Source organism: Dermacoccus abyssi (genome assembly GCF_003515945.1).
Taxonomy (GTDB): Bacteria; Actinomycetota; Actinomycetes; order Actinomycetales; family Dermatophilaceae; genus Dermacoccus; species Dermacoccus abyssi.
This window is the reverse complement of record NZ_QWLM01000001.1, coordinates 279,563-300,188: the sequence shown is the minus strand read 5'-3', so window position 1 is coordinate 300,188 and position 20,626 is coordinate 279,563. Positions and strand designations below refer to the sequence as shown.

Annotated in this window: 14 protein-coding genes; 7 read left to right on the top strand and 7 right to left on the bottom strand. The window is 69.8% G+C overall.

What is annotated here, in order from left to right:
• Positions 1-31 precede the first annotated feature (31 nt).
• The gene (locus D1832_RS01460; protein WP_241510801.1) at positions 32-949 is read right to left on the bottom strand and encodes an aldose 1-epimerase family protein; all 918 of its coding nucleotides are present in this window, start codon (positions 947-949) and stop codon (positions 32-34) included.
• A 158-nt stretch (positions 950-1,107) separates the two neighbouring features.
• Between D1832_RS01460 and menD the strand changes: the two genes are divergently transcribed.
• Entirely contained in the window at positions 1,108-2,742 is a 1,635-nt protein-coding gene (gene menD / locus D1832_RS01455; protein ID WP_476728659.1) for a 2-succinyl-5-enolpyruvyl-6-hydroxy-3-cyclohexene-1-carboxylic-acid synthase, read from the top strand.
• Positions 2,743-2,877: 135 nt separating this feature from the next.
• On the opposite strand, the gene D1832_RS01450 is transcribed toward menD, so the two are convergent.
• On the bottom strand, positions 2,878-3,339 hold the full coding sequence (locus D1832_RS01450) for a flavodoxin family protein (RefSeq protein WP_118912283.1): 462 nt from the start codon (positions 3,337-3,339) through the stop codon (positions 2,878-2,880).
• 19 nt (positions 3,340-3,358) lie between these two features.
• Positions 3,359-4,501 (bottom strand): isochorismate synthase, encoded by a 1,143-nt coding sequence (locus tag D1832_RS01445; RefSeq protein WP_338067268.1) that lies wholly within the window; start codon positions 4,499-4,501, stop codon positions 3,359-3,361.
• Between the two features lie 171 nt (positions 4,502-4,672).
• Here D1832_RS01445 and D1832_RS01440 point away from each other — a divergent pair, with 171 nt between their 5' ends.
• The 6 genes from D1832_RS01440 (at position 4,673) to D1832_RS01415 (ending at position 10,907) form a co-directional block, all read left to right on the top strand.
• Positions 4,673-5,416 carry a demethylmenaquinone methyltransferase gene (locus tag D1832_RS01440; protein ID WP_047310441.1) on the top strand — a complete coding sequence of 248 codons (744 nt, stop codon included), beginning with the start codon at positions 4,673-4,675 and terminating at the stop codon, positions 5,414-5,416.
• Positions 5,413-6,750: a geranylgeranyl reductase family protein gene (locus D1832_RS01435; RefSeq protein ID WP_118912282.1), complete on the top strand. Its 1,338-nt coding sequence runs from the start codon at positions 5,413-5,415 to the stop codon at positions 6,748-6,750. The genes D1832_RS01440 and D1832_RS01435 overlap by 4 nt, the downstream gene beginning before the upstream one ends.
• 22 nt (positions 6,751-6,772) lie before the next feature.
• The gene (locus D1832_RS01430; RefSeq protein ID WP_118912281.1) at positions 6,773-7,771 is read left to right on the top strand and encodes a polyprenyl synthetase family protein; all 999 of its coding nucleotides are present in this window, start codon (positions 6,773-6,775) and stop codon (positions 7,769-7,771) included.
• 94 nt (positions 7,772-7,865) lie between these two features.
• Positions 7,866-8,459 carry a TetR/AcrR family transcriptional regulator gene (locus D1832_RS01425; protein ID WP_118912280.1) on the top strand — a complete coding sequence of 198 codons (594 nt, stop codon included), beginning with the start codon at positions 7,866-7,868 and terminating at the stop codon, positions 8,457-8,459.
• Positions 8,456-9,610 carry an alanine racemase gene (locus D1832_RS01420; RefSeq protein ID WP_118912279.1) on the top strand — a complete coding sequence of 385 codons (1,155 nt, stop codon included), beginning with the start codon at positions 8,456-8,458 and terminating at the stop codon, positions 9,608-9,610. The genes D1832_RS01425 and D1832_RS01420 overlap by 4 nt, the downstream gene beginning before the upstream one ends.
• On the top strand, positions 9,603-10,907 hold the full coding sequence (locus D1832_RS01415) for a D-arabinono-1,4-lactone oxidase (protein WP_118912278.1): 1,305 nt from the start codon (positions 9,603-9,605) through the stop codon (positions 10,905-10,907). The genes D1832_RS01420 and D1832_RS01415 overlap by 8 nt, the downstream gene beginning before the upstream one ends.
• A gap of 43 nt (positions 10,908-10,950) precedes the next feature.
• Here the strand turns inward: D1832_RS01415 and rarD are convergent, their stop codons facing one another.
• The 4 genes from rarD to recC form a co-directional block, all read right to left on the bottom strand.
• Positions 10,951-11,895: an EamA family transporter RarD gene (rarD, locus tag D1832_RS01410; RefSeq protein ID WP_118912277.1), complete on the bottom strand. Its 945-nt coding sequence runs from the start codon at positions 11,893-11,895 to the stop codon at positions 10,951-10,953.
• 100 nt (positions 11,896-11,995) lie between these two features.
• The gene (locus D1832_RS01405) at positions 11,996-13,807 is read right to left on the bottom strand and encodes an AAA family ATPase (RefSeq protein WP_118912276.1); all 1,812 of its coding nucleotides are present in this window, start codon (positions 13,805-13,807) and stop codon (positions 11,996-11,998) included.
• Complete coding sequence (locus D1832_RS01400; RefSeq protein ID WP_182434607.1) at positions 13,804-17,187, bottom strand: UvrD-helicase domain-containing protein; 3,384 nt, start codon at positions 17,185-17,187, stop codon at positions 13,804-13,806. The genes D1832_RS01405 and D1832_RS01400 overlap by 4 nt, the downstream gene beginning before the upstream one ends.
• A complete protein-coding gene (gene recC / locus D1832_RS01395) occupies positions 17,184-20,618 on the bottom strand; it encodes an exodeoxyribonuclease V subunit gamma (RefSeq protein ID WP_118912275.1) in 3,435 nt (1,144 codons plus the stop codon). Before recC ends, D1832_RS01400 begins: the two co-directional genes overlap by 4 nt.
• Positions 20,619-20,626: the final 8 nt, after the last annotated feature.

Here is a 20,626-nt window from a genome sequence, read left to right as displayed (position 1 = left end):
CCGTGCCGCGCTCACCGCTCAACATCGAGTTTCAGGCGCCGGTGATGCCGAACGGGGCGCTCCACGTCTCGCCGGGCGCGAGGGTGAGCAGGCCCTCCCCGGTGTTGAAGGCGTTGGCGGGGCACGTCATCGGCTCGACGGCGAGCCCCGACCGGCGGTTCTTCGGTTCGGGCAGGCCATCACCGGTGAAGGTCTGGACGTAGCGGTACGCACTCGCGTCGGCCCACAGTGTCGTCGTGCGCGAGCCACTCGTGACCGAAGCCCGCCAGCGGCCGTCGGTGACGCCGATGTCCGTGAAGCACGTGTCGAGTGAGACCCCCTCGAGCGGGAGCCCGCCGGAGAAATCGTGGGTGCTCGTCTCGCGCCCGGTCGGGATGAGTCGCTCGTCGACGGTGAGCTGCGTGGCGACGTCGAGCGTCAGGGCGGCGTCGTCGAGCGAGGACTCACCCGCGGTGAGGTACGGGTGCGCTCCGAACCCGAACGGGCACGCGGTGGACGACAGGTTCGTGACGTTCGGGGTGACCGTCAGGCCGTCGGGGTCGAGCGAGTACGTCATCTCGACGCGCAGGGTCCACGCCCAGCCGGGCTGGGGATGGAGGGTGACGCCGACGGTCAGCCGGTGGGTCGAGCGCTCCACGAGATCCCAGGCGAGCCACTGCACGAGACCGTGCGAGGCGTTCGCCAGCCCCGGTTCGGTGTGCGCCAGGAGGTAATCCTCGCCGTCGAACGAGTACCGTCCGCCGTCGATTCGGTTGGGCCACGGCGTGAGGACGTGTCCCCGCGCGGCGTCCGCCATTGCCTCGACGGCATAACCGCAGACGAGGTCACGCTTGTCGTGGGTCAGGTGGCGCAGACCACCACCCACCTCGACAACGGTTGCCTCGTAGCCGTGCGCCGCGATGGTCCACTGCTCGCCGCTCGGGGCGGGGAGGTCGTTGAGGGTGCTCACGTCGGTCAGGCTAACGGCCCTGGCAGGGGTGGGCCCACCGCACACTCCGACCCGGGACCGGGCAGGACCGGGCCCACCCGAGTGTCCGTCACACCCTGTCACGTGTGGCCTTCGGCGGCGGGGTGCGCGAGACTGGCCCGGTGAATCCTTCGACCGCTATGGCCACCGTCCTCGTCGACGAACTCGTGCGCCTGGGCATCACCGACGTCGTCCTCGCGCCCGGCTCACGTTCCGCGCCGCTCGCCTACGCGGTGGCGCGGGCCGACGCCGCGAAGAAGTTGCGCCTCCATGTGCGCATCGACGAGCGTTCGGCCGGCTTCCTCGCCCTCGGACTCGCGAAGATCTCACGCAACCCGGTGCCGGTCATCACGACGAGCGGCACGGCCGTCGCGAACCTCCACCCGGCCGTCCTCGAAGCGCACCACGCGCAGGTGCCGATGATCGTCATGTCGGCCGACCGCCCCGCAGAGCTGCGCGACACAGGTGCGAACCAGACGACGGATCAGGTCAAGATCTTCGGCCAGGCCACGCGCTGGTTCCACGAGTTCGCCACGCCCGCCGAGCGTGAGGGGCAGAACACCGTGTGGCGCTCGGTCATCGGTCGTGCGGTCGCGCACGCCGCGGGAGTGCCCACCGGCGACGCCGGACCGGTCCACCTCAACCTGCCGTTCCGTGAGCCGCTCACCCCCGAGACCTCCGGCGACGAGACGTGGCCTGAGTCCCTCGAGGGCCGCGATCGTGGACGCCCGTGGCTGCAGTTGCGAGCCCCCGCCTCCCGCGTCGCCGTGGCGGACGGGCCGGGCATCGCCCCGGTGCCGCGCACCCTCGTCCTCATGGGCGACCTGCCCGACCCGCGCATGAGCGCGGAGATCGCCGAACTCGCGGACGCCGCCGGTTGGCCCGTCATCGCCGAGCCGTTCGGTGACTACCACCGTGGCCGTGCGATGCCGCACGGTTCGCTCATCCTCGCCTGCCACGACTGGCTGGACGAGCACCTGCCGGAGCGCGTGCTCGTCGCGGGTCGCATGACGCTCTCGCGTGACGTCGCCCTGCTGCTGCGCAACCCCGAGGTGACGGTCGAGATCATCACCGGATCGAACGCGTGGGCCGACCCCTCACACGTCGTCCAGCGGGTCCACGAGTGGGCCACGATCGCCCGTTCGCACGAGGTGGTCTCGGCATGCGCCGACCGTCGCTGGGCCAGCGCGTGGCGGATGGCGGGCCACCGCCTCACCCAGGTCGTCGGGCCGCTCGTCGCTGAGTCGTGGCCCTCCGGAATGTCCGCGACGTCGACCGTCGTGCAGCACCTGCCGGCCGACTCGGCGCTGCTCGTGGGTTCGTCGAACACGGCGCGCGACCTCGACCTCGGGCGTAACCCGCAGCAGATCGCTCGCAAGGTGTCCGCGGTCGGCAACCGTGGCCTGTCCGGAATCGACGGGCTCGTCTCGACGGCCATGGGCATCGCACTCGCGCACGGGCGGCCGAGCTTCGCCCTCATGGGGGACCTCACGTTCCTGCACGACAGCAACGGGTTGCTGCTCGGCCCCGGCGAGCCACGCCCCGATCTCACCATGTTGTCATCAACGACAACGGCGGGGGCATCTTCGGCACCCTCGAACAGGGCCGGCCGGAGTTCGCCGAGCACTTCGAACGCGTCTTCGGTACGCCGACGGGCGCCGATCTCGAGCTGGCGTGCCAGGCGCGCGGCGTCGAGTACACCCGGGCCACCTCGCGTGAGCACCTCATCGATCTCGTCTCGAACCCGCGGCCGGACGTCCAGGTGGTCGAGGTGACGGTCGATCGCAGCGGTGAGCGTCTCGGCCGCCGCAATCTCGTGTCCGCTGCCATCGAGGCCGTCGCCGGTGCCGAGGAGATGCCGACGCGGTTCGAGCGTCGCTGAGCGCCGGCCCGGACGCGCTCGGTGTGCGTCAGGCGATGAGGTTGGCGGCGACGGTGGCGCCGAACTCGCGGGCCTCGGCGAGGTCGACGTCGCTCAGTTCGCCGAGGCGTTCGTACGGTTCGGCGACCAGACGAAGGTCGAGCCCGGTGGTGATGGCGTCGAGGGCACGACGCGCGCCGGTGGCGTCGCTGCGTCCGTGAACCCAGTAGGAGAAGGGGCGGCGCGCCACCTCCTCGAGCAGGTCGTCGTACGTCGAGTCGAAGCTGTGCTTGAGTGCGCCCGAGATGTAGCCGAAGTTCACCGGCGTGCCGAAGAGGTAGCCGTCGGCGTCGAGGTAGAGCTGCGGATCGGTGGCCTCGAGGGCTGCCACGGCGTGCACGTCGACCTCGTCGGCGAAGAACTCGGGATCGCTCGCACCCGCGAGCACGGCGTCGCGCAACGCAACGGTGGCAGGCGTCGGGGCGTGTGTGATGACGAGGAGTTGCTTCATCCCTCGACGGTAGCGGCGATCAGCGCAGCGCTTCGCGCATCGGTGCGAGTTTGGCGACCGACTCGGCCACCTCGCTCACCGGATCCGAGCCCTCGACGATGCCGCAGCCGGCGAACAGGCGGATGCGGCACGGGTTCTCGATGTCGATCTGGCCGCTGCGCAGGGCAATGCCCCACTCGCCGTCACCGCGCGCGTCGATCCACCCGACGGGCCCGGCGTACCGGCCGCGGTCCATGTGTTCCAGCTCGTCGATGACGAGGGCGGCCTCGCGCGTCGGCGTGCCGCATACGGCAGCCGACGGGTGCAGCGACGCCGCGAGCGTGAGCGACGACGCGCCGTCGGTGAGAGCCCCGGAGACGTCCGTCGCGAGGTGCATGACGTTCGGCAGGTGCAGCACGAAGGGAGCGTCGGGCACGTTCATCGAGGAGCAGTGCGGCCGCAGCGCGGCCTCCACCGAACGCACGGCGAACTCGTGCTCGACGAGGTCCTTCGAACTGCGCGCGAGGCTCGCCGCGAGAGCCAGGTCGTGATCGTCGGAACCGGTGCGCCGGATCGTTCCGGCGAGCACACGCGAGGTGACGAGGCCCTTGTCCGAGCGCACGAGCAGTTCCGGCGTGCCGCCGACGAGCCCGTCGACGGCGAACGCCCACGTGTCGCGGTAGGCGGTGGACAGGCGGGCGAGGAGCCAGCGCGGGTCGATGTCGGCGTCGGCGGTGTGGATCTCGTCGCGCGCGAGGACGACCTTGTCGATGCGTCCGGCGCGGATGTACTCGATGGCGTCTCCGACAGCGCCACGCCACTGCGCCGGCGACAGCGCCCCGTCGGTGCGCTCCACGCCGGTGGGGGCCTCGGCGGGCTTCACCTCCGGCAACTGGTCGGTGGTGCGGTTGATCGTCGTCAGCCACGCGTGGCCGTCACGCCGACCGACGATCATCTCCGGCACGACGAGCGCAGCGCCTTCGTCGGAGGAGTTGCGGAAGCTGAACGAGCCGAAGCCGACGAGGCCGGTGCCCGGTCGTTCCACCTCGTCGACGACGTCGGCTGCGGCGACGAGGGCGTCCCACCACTCCTCGGCGTCGGCGAAGCGAGCGTCGCCGGAGGTGGAAACGGCTGCCGCGCGTCCCCAGCCCACGAGCCCTTCCTCGCGCCGAACCCAGGACATGACGTCCTCCGCGGGGCGCCTGCGGGGATGAGGCCGACGAGGTCACCGGGGTCGGTGAGCTCGTACGTGCGTACGCGCAGACGCGGCGTGGCGGCGGGACGGGCTTCGTTCACAATGGATCAGCCTAAGGCGCGCTTCGGCCCAGGCGGTGACGGGTGCGAGAATGCAGGCATGAATCGAGCAGGCCTGGACAAGCGACCCTCCGACGTGGCGCGCATGTTCGACGACGTGGCGGCACGCTACGACCTCATGAACGACGTGCTCTCCCTCGGTCAGGACCGTCGCTGGCGCAAGCAGGTGCTCAAGGCGCTGGCTCCCCGGCCCGGTCAGGTCGTGCTCGACATCGCCGCCGGAACCGGCACGTCGTCCGAGCCCTTCGAAGCCGCGGGAGCGCACGTCGTGCCCGCCGACTTCAGCCTCGGCATGCTGCGCGAGGGAAAGAAGCGCCGCGCCGACATGGCCTTCACCGCCGCGGACGCGACGAAGCTGCCGTTCGCCGACGCCTCGTTCGACGCGGTGACGATGAGCTTCGGCCTGCGCAACGTTGTCGATGTCGACGGCGCCCTCGCCGAGTACGCCCGCGTGACGAAGCCCGGTGGCACCCTCCTCATCTGCGAGTTCAGCCAGCCGACGAACGGTGCCTTCCGCAAGATCTACGGCGAGTACCTCATGCAGGCGCTCCCGCCGGTGGCGCGCGCCGTCAGCTCCAACCCGGAGAGCTACGTCTATCTCGCCGAGTCCATTCAGGCCTGGCCGGCGCAGCGTGAACTCGCCACGCGCATCAAGGCAGCAGGCTGGGGCGACGTCGAGTGGCGCAACCTCTCGGGTGGCATCGTCGCGCTTCACCGCGCGGTGAAGCCTGCGGCGGCGAAGGGACAGAAGAACCAGCCGAAGTCCAAGGGCGGGGCGGCGTGAGCGACACCTCGAACCTCACGCCGGGCACCGGTGTGAACAGCGCAGACGCATCCGAGCGCGCCGACGTCATCGTCGTCGGCGCCGGCCCCGGCGGTTCGACGATGGCCGCGTACCTCGCGGACGCGGGCCTCGACGTCCTGCTCCTGGAGAAGACGCGCTTCCCGCGCGAGAAGGTCTGCGGTGACGGCCTCACGCCGCGCGCCGTCAAGGAACTCGACCTGCTCGGCATTCCGACCCCCGAGAGCGAGGGGTGGATCCGCAACAAGGGGCTGCGCCTCGTGGGCCGCGGTATGCGGTTGCAGGTCGACTGGCCCGAGGCGTCCGGCTTCCCGACTTACGGCCTCGTGCGCACCCGCCAGGACTTCGACGACATCCTCGCGCGTCACGCGGTGAGCAAGGGTGCCCGTCTCCTGCAGGGTGTCAATGTCACCGAGCCGCTGCGCGAGGGCTCGCAGGTCGTCGGTGTCAGGGCCAAGCTCCTCGGTGAGGACGGCCGTGCCACGGGGGATACGGCCACCTACCGCGCCCCGCTCGTCGTCGCGGCTGACGGCAACTCGAGCCGTTTGGCGCTCGCCGTCGGGCGAGAGAAGCGCGAGGACCGCCCCATGGGCGTCGCAGTGCGCGGCTACTACACGAGCCCCCGCACGCACGACGACTACCTCGAGAGCTGGCTCGAGCTGCCCGGACGTGACGAGCACGGGCGCGAGGTCCTGCTCCCGGGCTACGGCTGGATCTTCGGCGTCGGCGACGGCACCTCGAACGTCGGCCTCGGCATCCTCAACACCTCCAAGGCGTTCGGGCGCACCGACTACCGCGAGGTGCTCAAGCGCTGGGTCGCGCAGATGCCGGCCGAATGGACCTTCACCGACGAGACGCTCGTCGGCGACCTGCGCGGCGCAGCCTTGCCCATGGGTTTCAACCGGACGCCGCACTATGCGGACGGCCTCATGCTCGTCGGTGACTCGGGCGGCATGGTCAACCCGTTCAACGGCGAAGGCATCGCCTACGCCATGGAGGCCGCACGCCTCGGAAGCGAGGTCGTCGCGAATGCCTTCACCCGTGGCCGCCATGACGACGCTGCCCGCGAACGCGTCCTCGAGACCTACCCCAAGGTGATGAAGGACGCCCTCGGTGGGTACTTCACCCTGGGGCGTCACTTCGCCACGATCATCGGCAACCCGCAGCTGATGAAGCTCGCCGTGACATACAGTTTGCCGCGGGAAGACCTCATGAAGCTCGTCGTCCGGGTCATGGCGAACCTCGCCGACCCGAAGGGCACGAGCACTACCGACCGCCTGTACAGCGCCCTGACGCGCATCACGCCCAGCGCGTGAGCGACGACGAAAGAGTGAACCGATGACATCCCCTGCCGCTGCGGTCGTGCCCGAGGCGTCGGACGAACTGACGCAGCGCCTCGCCGACGGTCTCGTGCGCGTCAACGACCGCCTCGACGAGGTCGTCGATCACGACAGCCCCCTCGTCAAGGAGGCGAGCCACCACCTCGTCGACGCCGGGGGCAAGCGTTTTCGCCCGCTGCTCACGTTGCTCACCGCCGAACTCGGCACGGGCGCGAGCAACGAGGTGGTCGATGCCGCCGCCGCTGTCGAACTGACGCACCTCGCCTCGCTGTACCACGACGACGTCATGGACGAATCCGACCTGCGTCGCGGGGTGCCGAGCGCCAACTCGGTGTACGGCAACTCCACGGCGATCCTCGTCGGCGACCTGCTGTTCGGCAAGGCCTCCGAGCTCGTCGCTCACCTCGGCTCCGAGGCCGTGCTCCTACAGGCGCGTACCTTCGTCCGCCTGTGTTCAGGCCAGATCGAGGACGAGCGTCAGGCTCCTGACGGCGAAGACCCCATGGCCTATTACCTGCGTGTGCTCGCCGACAAGACCGGTGTGCTCATCGCGGCCGCCGCGCAGTACGGCGCCATGTTCTCCGGCTGCGACGCGCGCGTCATCGACCTGCTCGGCCGATACGGCGAACTCGTTGGCCTCGTCTTCCAGCTCTCCGACGACATCATCGACATCACGAGCGACGCCGAGACGCTGGGCAAGATGCCCGGCACCGATCTGCGCGAGGGCGTGGCGACCCTGCCGACGTTCTACGTCAACGCCTCGAACGACCCGGCCGACGAGCGGCTCAAGGAGCTCCTCGCGCGCCCGTTGGTCGACGACGCCGAGCACGCCGAAGCCCTTGAGCTGTTGCGTCGTCACCCCGCGATCGACAAGGCACGTGAGCACACTGCCTCGCTGGCTCGTGAGGCGGCTGCGCTCATCGACGAGTTGGGCGAAGGTGACGCGCAGACGGCTCTCAAGGCGCTACCGATGAGCGTCGCGTCGCGTTCCGCCTGAACCCGCGAGACGCGTCACGCAGTCCGATAGTTGAAAGATGAAGGTGTTTCTTGCGTCGGGTCACGCGTCCTCATGAGGGAGTAGGGTCGCAAGCATGCCTCGGTTGGACATCGACACGCGCAGGACGCAGCTCATCGACGCTGCCATCCGCATCGCGCTCCGTGACGGCCTCGACAACACGACGGTGCGGCGCATCGCGACGGAGGCGGGTGTCTCGCTCGGAACGGTGCACTACTGCTTCGACAACAAGCGGGCCCTGCTCGAAGCAGTCGTCGAGACCCTCCTTCAGCGTGAGGTCGACGCAGCCGAGTTCGACCTGCCCGACGGCGCCACCCCCGTCGACGCCATCAAGCAAGCCTTCCGGTACTACTGGACCTTGAGTGGTGCCCAGACCGAGCGGCAGCGCCTGGTCTACGAACTGGTGGCCTACCTCGTGCGCCAGGAGGCTCCGGGTCCGGAGCTCGCGCAACGCATCTTCGCGAACAAATACGAGGTCGTGCGCGGCTTCCTCGAACTGTTCCAGAAGAAGGGGGAGGCCGAACTCGGTCTGCCCGCCGATCTCATCGCCCGGATGACTGTTGCCATGACGGACGGCGTCGCTCTCGCGTGGCTCGCGGACGGGGATGACGAGAAGGCCCTCGAGGTTCTCGACAGCTTTGCAGAGATTCTCGCGATGACCCAGACATGACCTCCGTGTTCGACGCCCCCATCGATGCAGGTGAGGGGCCGCAGTTCGTCGTCGATCAAGGCGTGCTGCGTGAGAACTTCGAGAAGTTGCGTCGCGCCGCCGACGGTGTGCCGCTCCGGCTCGCGAGCAAGTCGGTGCGCGTGCGCTCGATCCTCGAATGGGGCCTCGAGCAGGACGGGGTCTGCGGTCTGCTCGTCTACTCGGCGGCCGAGGCGCTCTGGCTCGTCGAGAACGGCGCCCACGACGTCGTCATCGCCTACCCGAGTGTTGACATGGCGACGATGGCGATGGTTGCGCAGAACGACACCGCCCGCCGCGAGATCACGTTCATGGTGGACCTTCCCGAGCACCTCGAGATGATCGGGCGGATCGGACGCGGGCATGGGTGCGAGTTGCGTGTGAGCCTCGACGTCGACGCGTCCCTGCGGATCGGGCGCCTCTCACTCGGCGTCCACCGATCGTCGGTGCACACCGCCGAAGAGGCCGGAGAATTCGCGCGCCTCGCCTCCGAGACCGAGGGTGTGCGCCTCGTCGGCATCATGATGTACGAGGCCCAGGTGGCCGGCGTCGCCGACGCCACCCCCGTGCACCGTCTCATCAAGCGCCGCTCCGTGCAGGAGCTGGAGGTGCGTCGCGGTGCGGTGCGTCGGGCCGTCGAGCAATACGCCGACCTCGAGTTCGTCAACGGTGGCGGAACCGGCTCGGTGCACCTGACCGGAAACGACGGTGTCGTCACCGACATCGCTGTGGGCTCGGGACTGTTCACCTCGACGTTCTTCGACAACTACCGCGATCTGACCACCAAGGCGGCCGCTTACTTCGTCTCGCCGGTCGTGCGGCGTCCGTCCGAATCCGTCGTCGTCACGTTCAGCGGCGGCTACCTCGCCTCCGGTGTCGGTCACTCGTCGCGTATGCCCACCCCGGTGTGGCCCGAGGGGTTGAGCTATTTCGGTCAGGAGGGCCCGGGGGAGGTGCAGACCCCGTTGCGTGGCCCCGGAACGCGTGGGCTCGCGATCGGCGACAACGTCTGGTTCCGCCACACCAAGGCGGGCGAGGCGTGCGAGCGTTTCGACAGCGTTCACGTCGTGGAGGGTGGGCGCGTCATCGAGACGGTGCCCACGTATCGAGGGGAAGGCAAGAACTTTGGCTGAGTGGAGCAACTGGGCGGGCAACGTCACGGCGACGCCGTCACGCGTCGTCTCGCCGAGCGATACTGCCGCGATGGCGGAGCTCGTGCGTGAGAGTACTGCGGCTGGACGCAAGGTTCGCCCCGTCGGTGCCGGCCACTCGTTCACTCCCATCGCGCAACCGGTCGACACCCAGGTGCGTCTCGACGCGATGTCGGGCATCGTCTCGGTCGACGAAGCGACGAACCGCGTGCGCGTCAAGGCGGGCACCCACCTGTACGAGCTCGTCAACCTGCTCGCCGACCGCGGCCTCGCGCTCGCGAACATGGGCGACATCGACCGTCAGACGATCTCCGGCGCCGTCTCCACCTCGACGCACGGCACGGGCCTCGCGTGGACCGGCTTCGGCGGTACTGTCGTCGGCGGCGAGATGGTCACGGGCATCGGCGACGTGCTGCGCTGGAGCGAGGGCGGCGAGAACAGCGACCTCGTGCCGGCGCTCGGCGTCACGCTCGGAGCACTCGGTGTGCTCACCGAGGTGGAGCTGCAGTGCGTGCCCGCGTTCACCCTCTCGGCCGTCGAGCGTCCCTCGACGATGACCGAGGAACTCGCCGTGCTCCCCGCGGCCCTCGCCGAGACCGATCACTACGAGTTCTACTGGTTCCCGCACACCGACAAGGTGATGACGAAGCGCAACACGCGCGGCGCCGGCGATGCCCCGACGAAGCCGTTGGCGCAGTGGCGCCACAAGCTCGACGACGAGTTCCTCTCCAACACGCTCTTCGACGCGATCTGCCGCCTGAGCGTCGCTCGCCCGAACCTCACGCGCCGGATCAACAACGTCTCGGCGCGGGCCCTCTCGGCGCGAGAGTTCAGCGACGTCAGCCACAGCGTCTACGCCTCACCGCGCACCGTGCGTTTCCGCGAGTCGGAGATGGCTGTGCCGGTCGAGGCGGCCGAGTCGATCCTGCGTGATCTTCAGGCCTGGGTGGAGCGCACCAACGAGCCTGTCGCCTTCCCCGTCGAGGTGCGCTGGACGGCCGGCGACGACCGCTGGATGTCGACCGCCTACGGCCGCGAGAGCTGCTACATCGCCATCCACCACTACGTGAAGGCCGACCACCGGACGTACTTCAAGTACTTCTGGGACATGGCGCGCGCCCACGAGGCGCGCCCGCACTGGGGCAAGATGCACGACTACGACGCTGAGTACCTGCGCACCGTCTACCCGAAGTTCGACGACTTCGTGGCGCTGCGCGAGCGCTTCGACCCGCAGCGGGTCTTCACGAACGCCTACCTCGACCAGGTGCTCGGCGCCTGACGCTGCCCTCAGGCTCTCCGGCCGGCCCCGCCTCGACCTCGGTCTAGGTGGGGTCGGCCGCTGACGTCTCCAGGGGCGTCGCGCGGCGCGCTCGCCGGGTTCGCCGGGCTTGGGCGAGGGAGTCGGCCGTGAGGACGACGAGGGCGATCCAGACGAGGCCGAAGCCCACCCAGCGTCCGGCGCTCATCGTCTCGCCGAGCACGAGCACGCCGCACAGCAGTTGCATGACCGGCGTCATGAACTGCAGGAGCCCGATCGTCGAGAGTGGGATACGGCGCGCTGCGGCGGCGAAGAGCAGCAGCGGGATGGCGGTGGCGACGCCCGACAGGGCGAGCAGCACGGGGTGCCACGAGCCGTTACCGGACCACGTGCTGCGCCCCGTGGCGCCGAGCCACACGAGCATGACCGCCGCGAACGGAGCGAGGACGACCGTTTCTGCGGTGAGCCCCTCGAGCGCGGTGAGGCGCCCGCCGACACGCTTCTTCATCAGCCCGTACGCCGCGAAGCTGAGGGCGAGGCCGACGGAGATCCACGGCGGGCTGCCGTAGTCGACGGCGAGGTACACGCAGGCGATGACACCGATGGCCACGGCGAGCCACTGCATACGACGTAGCTTCTCGCCGAGCACGAGCACCCCCAGCATGACGGTGACGAGCGGGTTGAGGAAGTAGCCGAGCGCGGCTTCGGTGACGTGTCCCGTCGTCACGGCGAGGACGTAGACGACCCAGTTGATCGCGATGAGCACCGCTGCGATCGAGATGGCGCCGAGGCGTTTGAGATCACCGAACAGGCTCCTGAGGAAGCCGAGATGACGTGTGACGCCGAGCAGGACGACGCACAGCAGGAGCGTCCACAGGATGCGGTGGGCGAGGATCTCCCACGGCCCGGCAGGGATGAGGGCGTGGAAGTAGAGCGGGAACATGCCCCACGCGAGGTACGCGAGGAAGCCGTAGAGCGTGCCCTTGCGTGTCTCGTCCTCGTTGCTCACGAAGCCCGTCCCTTCATCACCCCGTGGCTCCGGTTTCGGGGCGAGACCTCATTCGATCACGCCGCCCGAACCGGCCGACGGGGGTGTTCACGCTGCGGCCTCAGCCGTCATGCTCGCGCAGACGGTGACGCAGCCCGGAGGCGCGCAGGATCGGCGTCTCCACAGCGAGTTCGACGGCCTCGCGCGTGCCGACGACGGTGAGGCGCTCTGTCGCTCGGGTGAGAGCCGTGTAGAGCATCTCGCGGGTGAGCAGGCGCGAGCCGACCGGCGGCACGATGACGGTGACGTGCTCGGCCTGGCTTCCCTGGGCCTTGTGCACGGTCATGGCGTGCATCGTCTCGAGGTCGCCCAGGCGCCACGGCGAGAACGTGCGCACGCCGGAGGCGGTTTCCATCGCGGCCACAAGCGCGGTGCCCTGGCGGATGATGACGCCGCTGTCGCCGTTGAAGAGCCCGAGGGCGCGGTCGTTCTTCGTCACGATGACCGGGCGCCCCACGTACATGGCGTACGGCGTGACGTCGGGGAACCGCTCGGCGAGGGCGTTCTCGATGAGACGGTTCCACCGCGCCACACCGAACGGCCCGGTGCGGTGCGCCGCGAGGAGCCGACTTGCGCGAAGCTGCGCGACAGCCGCCTCTGCGTTGCCCGTGGCCGCGACCTCGCGCAGCCGGGAAGCGGCCTCGACGAGGTGAGGCAGCATCGTGAGGTCGGGGGCGTCCGTCTCGAGGAACTCGACGCCGTCGTCCGGGCTGTCGACGGCTGCGAGCACACGCTCCGAGGACGGCGGGACAGTTCCTTCGCCGCCGTCGGGATGGTCGCCGGTCGGCTGCGCGAAGGCCTCCGCCACCGCTGCGCGACCCTGCGTGAGGCGGTGGTGCGTGGCGAGCCGGATCACTCCGGTGTCGAGCCCGGCGACGAGGTCGCCGAGCACGGAACCCGCCTCGACGCTCGCGAGCTGGTCCGGGTCGCCGACGAGCACGAGGCGCGTGTTCGGCCCGAGCGCTTCGAGCAGGCGTGCCATGAGGCTGAGCGAGATCATCGACGCCTCGTCCACGACGACGACATCGTGCGGGAGCGGATTGCCCCGACCGTGGACGAACCGTTGGGAGTTGGTGCGGTCGTAGCCGAGCAACCGGTGGAGCGTGAGCGCGTCGTGGTCGGCGAGCACGTCCGCTTCGCGCAGCGATTCGGCCATGCGTGCCGCGGCCTTGCCCGTGGGGGCAGCGAGTGCGATGCGTGTCGTGTCGCCGAGGGCTGCTCGGGCGGCCACGAGCATCGCAGCGACCGTGTAGGTCTTACCCATGCCGGGACCACCGGTGAGGACCGTCGTTGCGGACGTGAGTGCCGAGTCCACTGCGGCGCGTTGGGCGTCGTCGAGGGCGCCCCCTTCGAGAGCCGCACCTGCGCGCCGGAGAGCGTCGTCGTCGACGGGCGCAACACCGCGTGAGCGCAGGAGACCGGCGACGATCACCTCGTCGCGGTAGTAGCGATCGAGGTACGCCAAGCCGTACTCGAGGTGCACGACACCCTGCCCGACGAGGGGACCGGTGCGCAGGTCGTCTGCCAGCTGGTGCGACGACGGTGGCGCGACGATGTCGGCGAGCGTGATGGTCGGTGCCTCGGTGTCGTCGTCGAGCGAACGGTCCCGTTCGGGTGTGAGGCGGCCGATTTCGTCGAGTGCGAGCGCGCTGGAGCCCTCGCGCACGGCGCGCACGGTCAGCGCGAGCGTGGCGATCTGCCACGTGTCGGTCGGCGCGTCGACGAGCCGGGCGACGCGGCTCGCGACAAGGGCATCGCCCTCGGTGACGAACGCCGCCGCCCTGAGCGTTTCGAGCGGAGTGCCGTTCGGTGTGTCGCCGCCCGGCTCTGCGGAACGCTCGCCGGGTGTGGTCGGCAGCTGCGTGTCGGTCATCGGACACCACCTGCCCGTACCCCGTCGACGGCGTCGGACAGCGCGACGACGAGTGTCGCCGGCGGCCGCCAGGTGAAGACTCCGCACGGCGTGCCGTTCTCGCGCGGCGTGTCGGGGCCGGCCATGCCACGGACGTAGAGGTACATCACGCCTCCGAGATGCTCGTCGGGGTTGTAGCCGGGCAGCCGCCAACGCAGGTAGCGGTGCAGCACGACGGAGTACAGGATCGCCTGCAGCGGGTACGACGAGTGGTTCATCGCCTCGACGAGCCGCGACGGCGCGTAGTCGGCCAGCGTCAGCGCCGCGTCGACATCGCCGAGTCGGTTGGTCTTGTAGTCGACGACGAAGTAGCGGCCACCATGACGGAAGGTGAGGTCGATCGAACCCGTGAGGTAGCCGCGCAGGAGCTCCTCGCCGAGTGCCGAGGTATCGAGCTGATCCGCATAGGTGCGCAGGGGGTCGCCTTCGTCGAGGTGCTCGCGCAGGAGCGGAGCGAAAGCGCGCAACGTCGAGGACGGGTGGGGCTCCTCGCCTCCGGAGAGAGGGAGTTCGAAGTCCATCTCGGGCAGTCGATCGGTGGAGACGATGTCCCGCAGCGTCACGTCGTCGGCCAGGGGGCCGAAGGGCGTGTGCACGACGGCGACGAGGGCGTCGGCGAGTGACTCGACCTCGACATCCGCGGGCCAGCGCATCTGCTGCTCGAGGATGTGGGCCCGCAGCTCGTCGCGCAGGTCCGCGGCCTGGAAGTCAGCCTCCTCGAGCACGCCGTGGACGAGGGAACCGAACGTCGCGCCCATCGGCTGATTCGCCATGGGGGAGGAGATCTCGCTGCCCGGCATGTCCGGGGACGGCGGCGTCGCGAGTTCGACGTCGGCGTCCTCGTCGAGGCGGACGGCGAGGTGCTCGGGTTCGCTTGTCACACCACCGAGGGCGGCGAGTTCGTCGGCGGCCTCACCGGCGGCGGAGAGCGCCGAGTAGGACGTACGGCGCCAGGCGCGATCGACGTCCGCGTCGTCGAAGGTGTTCACCGCAAGCCGCGCGTCACCCCGCCTGACCGTGATGTGCGGAGGAACGGTGTTGGGGTCGATTTCATGGACGGTGAACGCGCCGTGCTTCGCCCAAGCGGCAAAGACCTCGCGGACCCGGTCCACCTTGGGGGTGCCGTTCTGTTCCGTGGTGGTGAGCCACTTCTCGGATGCTCCGTCGGCGCGCTCCTGAAGGAGCGCATCGAGGGCCTCGGGGCCGTTGGCCTGCCCGAAGAGCAACCGGTGCAGGGCGCTCTTGGACGTGTTCTGCTTCGTGCCGGCCCACCACAGGACGAGGCCGCTCTGCGCCCGCGTCATCGCGACGTACGCCAGACGCATCTCCTCCCCGGTGTTCTCCTCCGTGGCCTCGGGAGCGTTCACCGTCGCGGGGTCGAAGGACAGCTCCCGGCGGTTGTTGCGGTGCACGACCCCCGGAGTCTTGGTCGGCTGGTCGTACCGGTCCCACAGCGTCGGGGCCAGAACGATGGGGTATTGCAGACCCTTGCTGCTGTGGATGGTCGACAACGTGACGGCGAGGGCGTCGGAGTCGAGGCGCATGATGCGTGCGTCGGCGGTTGCTTTGGCGTCCTGTGCGCTCTGCTCCTGCAGCCAGGCGACGAGCGAGGAGATGCCGGCCCGGGCCGACATCTGCCGGGCCGTGAGCAACTGGGCGCAGTGTTCGATGTCGGTGACGTCGCGTTCTCCGCCGGTGCGGCGCAGGAGGCGGGCGAGCATGCCGCGCGCACGTAGCGCGTCGACGATGCCAGGAACGCCGCCGGAATGGAACCGCGCCAGCACCATGGCGACGAGTTCGGCTGCCTCGTCGACGCCCGAGTCGTCGATCGCGTCGAGGCGCTCGGCGGACCACCCGACGAGCGGCGTGAGGCAGGCGGCCCTGACCCGCTCGGGGCGGTGCGGTTGCTCGAGTGCCATGAGCAGTTCGAGCCACCACTGGCCGGCGGAGCTGCGCAGCACCGACTCGCTCGACATCATGACCGCCGGAATGCCCAGCTCGCGCAGGTACTCGCGGACCTCGACGAGCTGACTGTTGGTACGGCACAGGACGGCCAGGTGATGGGGAGCGAGGGGCTCCCCGTCGAACGCCGTTCCCCCGGCGAGAAGCTGCGCGGCCTTCGCTGCGACGTCGCGCAGCACGATGGAGCGGGCCAGTCCGACGGCCAGCCCGGACTCGGGAACCCAGCGCAGTTCGACGGGGGCGTCAGCCTGCCCTGGCTGTCCGCCGAGGCGTGAGGTGTGCTGGGCCGCGTCGACGCGGTGCGTCACGATGCCGGGTGAGAGCTGGACACCAGCCATCAGTGTCTGCAGGCTCTCGACGAGCGGAGCGTCGCTGCGGTAGTTCGTCGGCAGCGTGAAGGAGTTGACGGCCGTTTTCGCTGCCGACAGGTATGTCTGTACGTCGCCACCGCGGAAGGCGTAGATGGCCTGTTTCGGGTCGCCGACGAGGATGAGTGAGCGGCCCTTCTCGCCGAATGCGCGGGAGAAGACCTCCCACTGGACCGGGTCGGTGTCCTGGAACTCGTCGACGAGGACGACGCTCCAGCGCTCCCTCATGCGATCACGTGCGGGGGAATTCTCGTCGTTGAGCGCCGAGCGCAGCTGGGAGAGCAGGTCGTCGTACTCGAGGATGCCGCCGCGGCGCTTGCGGCGTGCGTACTCCTCCCGCACGGCACGGCTGAAGGTGATCGCGGTCTCGAGGTGCGCCGGCGGCGGAACCGGGCCGATCTCTGCGGTGCTGTTGTCCAGCGTGGCCTTCGCGTATTTCTGTGTTTCCTCGTAGTCGAGGGTGAAGTTCGCTTCCTTGCTGAACCGGAGGAAGACGTCGTCGACCACCTCCTGGCGCAGGGTCTCGGTGTCCTCGACGAGCGTGGCGTACGGGTCCGAGTCGCCCGCGACGCCCAGACTCTTGAGCACGTAATGGCAGAACTGGTGGATCGTCGCGATGGTGGCGGAGTCGAACGTTGCGAGCGCTCGGGCCAGACGGGCCCGGCGCTGATCCACCGCCTCGGCGCCGCCGCCGCGCAGCGCCGTGACGAGTTCGTCGTCGTCATCGCCGGCTGGTGCGCCGAGGCGGTGCAGCGTGTCCTCGAGCTGGCCGCGGACGCGTTCACGCAGTTCCTGGCTCGCGGCGCGCGAGAACGTGACGACGAGAAGCTCGTCGAGGGGGAGTTCCTCCTCGGCCACGAGCCGGGTGACGAGCGCGGCGAGGGTCCACGTCTTGCCCGTGCCGGCGCTGGCTTCGATGAGTGTGGTGCCCTCCGGGATGGGAGCGGTGATGCTGAACGGCTGCATGACGTTCGGCACGGTGTCGGGCAGCGCGGGCTGGTATCCGCTCATGACGAGAGCTCCTGACGGTGGTCGACGATGGGGCCCCACAGGCGCGGCGCCAGCAGCGTGAAGCGCCCCTCCGCGTCCAGGCGAGCGAGGCTGGCTCGCCCCTCGAAGACACGGCTCCACCACTCGTTGGCGTCTTCCCGGGTGTACTCGTAGCTGCTCTCCCACTCCCGACGAGCCTTCATGAGGCCGCGCTCCACGGCCTTCGCCTCGTTCGGGTTGGCGCTGCGCATCGCGGCACGGTAGCCCTCCACGTACGCAAGGCCGGTCTTGGCCGGGACCGGTAACGGAGCGCGCAGCCCGTAGCCGCGGTTGAGGACGAGTGAGACGAGGCTCTCGCGCGCTTCGGCCGAGTCGACCGTGAGAACGCACGAGCCGCTCCTTCCGCGAACCGCAGCCCGCCAGGTTCGGTCGGGGAAGCAGGCGGCCAGGGCGAGCACTTTGACCCACCCCGAAGCGAGGTGCCGGGCGTTGACGCTGCCGTAGTTGACCACCTGGATCTCGTCGCCGATGACCCCCGGCACCACACCGGTGAGACGCACCGAGGTGCTGGGCGCGCCCTCGGCGCTCGGCGGCAGGGCGAGATCGAGGTGGATGTCGTGCGACGTGCGGTCGCCCGGGGGGAGACCCTCGAGAACGCCACGCACCTGCCTCTCGATGGTGGCCGCGTCGTTGCGGCCCGCCTTGAGAAGGTCCGGAGGCAGACTGCCTCGGCGCCTCTCGTCGGCCAGCGCACGATCCAGAGCTCGGCCGGAGAGCACCTGGCGCAGAACGCGGTCACCGACGGCCCACTTTTCAAGGGGATCGAGCTGGATCGGTAGACCGTCCTCGACTTCCTCGGCCTCGTAGGTGACGCCGATCTGCAGGCGCGAGCGCAGGAAGGTGCGTGCAGGGTTCTCGAGGAACGACGTGAGGTCGTCGAGTGTGACGTCGGTCGGGGGTGCGGGCGCGAGCGGTTCGGAGAGCAACGCCGGGCGGGGCAGAGGGTCGGCGTGGAACTCGCGCAGGGCCCGGGCTCCCTGGAGCGCGGCGGCGTCGTAGGAACCGCCGGGCAGGGGGGAGGCCTCGACGAAGTTGCGTTCGTCGAACGCCTGAAGGGGGTGCAGGTGCTCGAACGGCGCCCCCTCGTCCGCACTCTGGGCCGTGTTCTGGGCAGGGGATTCGCCCGTGCCGGTCCGAGCGGCCGCCGAGATGATCTCCTGCAGCGGGACGGCCGGTGGGCGGCGGGTGCCGTCACGCTCGTCGAAGCCGGAGTAGAACGCGATGAAGTGATGCTGTGCCGCCATGAGGGCGTCGAGCAGGAGCTGCCGGTCCTCACTGCGGGCATCGCGTTCGCCGACGAGTGGGTGGCGGGCCAGGACGTCGTCGCCGTCGACGACCTGGGCGCGCGGGAACGTGTCGTCGTCGAGACCGAGCAGGACGACAGCCTTGTGCGGCACCGAGCGCATGGGCGTGAGCGTGCAGACACTGACGGCCCCGTTGCGGAAGTTGCTGCGCGTGCGGCGCGGACCCCAGCGCTGCTCCAGCATGACGCGCACATCGGTGATGCGAAGCGCGGCACCCGATGCGGAGCCGGTTTCGAGGAACGACAGTTCGCGTTCGAACTCGGCGCGCTGCCAGGCCATGTCACGAGCGGGTGCAGCGACGGCGAGCACGTTGCGCCGCAGCCACGCGAACCACTCCTCGGGAGTGAAGCTCGCCCGCGGCAGGGCGGGGTCGACGGCGCTCACGCGGCGGATCTCCCACGCCGCTTCGCTCACCTTCGTGAGGAGGGCGACGAAGGCCTCCGCGACGGCGATGTCGGAGCTTCCGAGATCGTCGACCGGGACGAATTGCGACGCCGCCGCGTCCGTGTCAGCGCTCATGGCGACGCCCAGGGCCAGCCGGTCGAGGGCCTGCGCCCAGGTGTTGTTCTCGAGGCCGCCGAGGCTGTACTCGCCGCGATGCCGGGCATCGAGACCCCAGCGAGCCTCCGTCGTGCGGACCCACCGGGCGATGCGTTCGAGCGCGTCGGTGTCGAAGCCGAACTTCTCGGCCACCGCGGGGAGCCCCGCGAAGTCGAGCACCTGCGAGGCGGTGACGCGGCTCGTCACGAGTTCGACGAGACGCTGCGCGGCTTCGGCCAGCGGGTTGGTGGCCGAAACGGCGCGGTCCGCCAGTTGCACGCGTAGACGCCGGCCGGGGTGGTGGTCGTGCTCGTCGACGGCCGCGAAGCTGGCCTTGATGAGCGGTGCGTACGTTTCCACGTCGGGGCACATGACGACGATGTCGCGCGGCTCGAGATTGCCGCCCTCGGCGCTCACGAGCCACAGGAGCGTCTCGCGCAGTGCTTCGACCTGACGGGCAGCCCCGTGGCACACGTGGATCTGCACCGAGCGATCGTCTTCGGGCACGCTCGGCACCGACGACGGCGCTCGGTCGGCGCGGATGTCGTCCTGCATGAGGGCGAGGCGGGTCGGCGTCGCCCGAGAGTCGTCGCGACTCTCCCCACCGCCAGAATCGGTGGCATCGACGACACTGCGTGCGAGCAGAGCCGCCTCGACCTCACGGATGTCACGGCCCAACGTGGCGAGCAGCGGATGCGCGGCCGCCTCGGCGCTCGCATCATCCCGGCGGGCGACGATGCCCTGCGGGTTCTCGGCCAGCGCGGCCCAGAGGGCCGGGCTCGGGTGCGGCAGCCACACGTGGACATCGCACACCTGCCCGAGGGCCTCGAGCAGGTCGAGCATGGCGGCCGGCATGCGCGTGTAGCCGAAGAAGGAGACGCGTTCCGGCAGGTCGCTCGGCGCCGTGCCCGCCCGCAGATCGGCGAGGGTACGGTCGAGGCGCTGGACGGGGGAGGCGTCGGCGCTGCCACGTGCCAGGACGCGCTCGACCACGGTGCGCCACAACGGGGCCTGCCACGCGAGATCAGGATCGACGAGACCGCTGTCTCGGCCTGCCTCCCAAGCACGCATGAGCTCGGGGCGGTCGTCGGCATACCGGGCGAACAGGCCGGCCACACGGCGCGCCACCGCGTAACGGCGCGACTGCCGGGCACGGTGCCACCACGGATCCTCACCCGCCCGCACCGCATCGGCACCGAGATGCCGCGCCAGAGCCTCGAAGCCCGAGCGTGAGACGCACTCGTCCATGGCAGCGAGCACCGCCCACGCGAGGCGGTCGGGGTGCCACGGATCGTCGTTCTCCCGCCCCAACAGGAGCGAGATGAAGGTGTGCGGTGTGCACACGTCGATCCCCGCGCAGACGCCGTCGTCACCGAGCGTGGCGCCGAGGCGGTGCGAGAGCCGCTGCGTCAGCCAGCGTTCGACGCCGGCCGAGGGAGCGACGACGAGCTCGCGGGCGAACACGTCGAGCGGTGCCTCGGCGAGCAGCTGCGCGAGCTGGTCGGCGAGGGCCGTGGGATCGTCACGACGATGCAGGATGAGGGCCACGTCGCGAC